The following is a 2,331-nucleotide window of genomic DNA, read 5'->3' on the forward strand; positions in this document are numbered from 1 at the left end:
TGTCAACGGCACAGTAATTTTCCCCAGAACGGGCAAAGTAAAATTCCCCACTTTGCGGTTTGAGGTTCACGATGTGGGCATGGGTGCAGCTCCATCTTTGGGTGGTCGCCCGCGGCGACGAGGTTCTGTCGGCGCCGGTGGTGTGATGCGAGCAGTCGAGCGAACATGCTCAGGCAGCAGGTCGGCATGGCGCCTGAGCCGATAGCTTGAACCATCGATCTGGATGACGATAGCGTGGTGCAACAAGCGGTCGAGCAGCGCGGTGGCGACGACTGGGCTGCCGAAGATTTCACCCCATTCGGCAAAGCCTCGGTTTGAGGTGAGGATCATCGCTCCCTTTTCGTAGCGCGCGTTCACTAGCTGGAAGAACAGGTTGCCACCGCCGGGTATGACCGGGAGGTACCCGATCTCGTCAACGATGAGCAGAGAAGGCCTGCAGTAGAAGCGGATCCTCTCACGCAGCGAGCCCTCCCGCTCGGCCTTCGCAAGCGCGCCGATCAGGTCGGCAAGCGTGATGAACGAGACGCTCTTGCCGGCTTTGACGGCTTCCAGGCCGAGTGCGCTGGCCAGGTGGCTCTTGCCGGTGCCGGGCGGCCCCAGTAGGTGGACGACCTCACAGCGCGCGACGAAGTTCAGTTCGGCAAGCGCCAGGATGCGGGCTTTGTCGAGCGAGGGCTGGAACGAGAAGTCGTATCCGGTGAGAGTTTTGACGGTGTTAAGCCGGCCCATTCGCAGGGCGGTCCGGATCCGCCGATCCTCGCGGAACGTCAACTCCTCGAGCAGTAGCTGTTCGACCAGCTCGAGCGCGGTGATCTCGCCGCGATCGAGGCGGGAGACGCAGATGTCGACGACCTCGATAGCCCGCGGCATTTTGAGGCCCACCATACTGGTCTTGATGCGATCAAGCAGCGACGCTGTCGGATCGGGAAGAAGCGAGCTCATGCTGTTGCTCCCGACGCCGCCAGCTGCTGACCGACGGCGGCGTAGAAGTCGAGCGACCGGCGCGTGACCTGTTCGCCGGTAAAGCCATGCGGTATCGGGTTTTCTTCTTTGGGGCGGTATTGGCGCCGGTGGCCTTCCAGAAGCGAGCGCTGCCGGCGCCCCTCGAGCAGCGGATGTCGTGCGATCAGCCGATTGTCTTCGAAGATCTGGATTTCGTCCGCCAAGCTGTGAACCTCGACCACGCGCCGTCGCGTTGCGTCGGGCACCGAGTAATAATTGCCGCCGACGCTCACCATGCCTTCATGACTGATCCTGCGTTCAAGCTTGAGAACCGCGCCAAAGGGGATCAGCGGCAAGGTTTGCAGCGTTGGCCGCTCCTCGGCGAACGCCTCATTGACAACACGATCGGTGGAGGCGTGAACACGCGGGTTGGCGACGTTGCCAAGCCAGTTACCGAACTGGAGGTTGAGATCATCGAGATCGCGGAACGTGCCGCCCAGGAAGAAGTCTTCCCGGATGTAGCGGAACGGCCGCTCGACCTTGCCTTTGGTTTCAGGGCGGTAGGCGCGGCAGGCTTTTGGCAGGAAGCCATAATGATGAGCAAACTCCCCGAGCGTCCGGTTGTAGACGACGCGACCATCCTCATCCTCGCCAAGAACGGCGGTCTTCATACGATCGTAGAGGATTTCGCGCGGCACGCCGCCTATCGCCTCGAACGCGGCTCTGTGGCACGCCAACACGGTCTGCATCGTTTGGCGCCGGGCGAAGCGCCCCCAAATCAGGCGGGAGAAGCCCAGCACCATCGAGAACAACCACACGATCTGGACGCTGTCCGGCGAGCTGGTAAATCGCACCCGGAACTGGGCAAAATCGACCTGCGCCTGTTGGCCCGGCGGCGTCTCGAAGCGCACGGCGAAGGCGCCACCACCGCCTGCCGGTCGCAAGGTACGCACCGTATCGCGCACGGTGCTGTAGCCGCCGGTGTAACCACGCTCGCAAATCTCGCGCAGAAGGCGCCGTGCGCTCAACCCAGGATAAGCCTCAAGTCTCGCCTTCAGATAATCCATCCAGGGGTCAAGCAAACGGTCGCGCGGTTGCCGGGGGCCGTAGCTGGGCACCTCGATGCCACGGGCAATATATTTACGGACGGTCTTACGGTCGATGCCGACCTGACGGGCGATAGCCGCCACCTTGAGGCCTTGGCGATGTAAATCCAGGATCATTATCAGATCTCCAAGCTTCTTCATCGTGGCGTGCCTCCCGTCAGGAGGATCATGCCCGATTATTCGCTTTGGCCCTTGTCCGGGGCTCGCCCCGGACAAGGGCCAATCAGAAGAAGTGGGGAATTTTCAAATGTCCGATCCGGGGCATTTTACTCCGCCATCAACA

Annotated in this window: 2 protein-coding genes; both read right to left on the minus strand. The window is 61.7% G+C overall.

Annotated features, from left to right (window positions below):
• Positions 1–66 precede the first annotated feature (66 nt).
• Positions 67–942 (minus strand): IS21-like element helper ATPase IstB, encoded by an 876-nt coding sequence (gene istB, locus ACFO3E_RS15125; protein WP_380805781.1) that lies wholly within the window; start codon positions 940–942, stop codon positions 67–69.
• Positions 939–2,189, minus strand: a complete 1,251-nt coding sequence (gene istA / locus ACFO3E_RS15130; RefSeq protein WP_380805783.1) for an IS21 family transposase — start codon at positions 2,187–2,189, stop codon at positions 939–941. Before istA ends, istB begins: the two co-directional genes overlap by 4 nt.
• Positions 2,190–2,331 lie beyond the last annotated feature (142 nt).

Source organism: Sphingobium tyrosinilyticum (genome assembly GCF_042654265.1).
In the GTDB taxonomy this organism is placed as follows: Bacteria; Pseudomonadota; Alphaproteobacteria; order Sphingomonadales; family Sphingomonadaceae; genus Sphingobium; species Sphingobium tyrosinilyticum.

What these genes read in the sequence shown, in the direction of transcription:
- istB (WP_380805781.1), bottom strand. Translation starts at nt 942, where the DNA reads ATGAGCTCGCTTCTTCCCGATCCGACAGCGTCGCTGCTTGATCGCATC.
- istA (WP_380805783.1), bottom strand. Translation starts at nt 2,189, where the DNA reads ATGAAGAAGCTTGGAGATCTGATAATGATCCTGGATTTACATCGCCAA.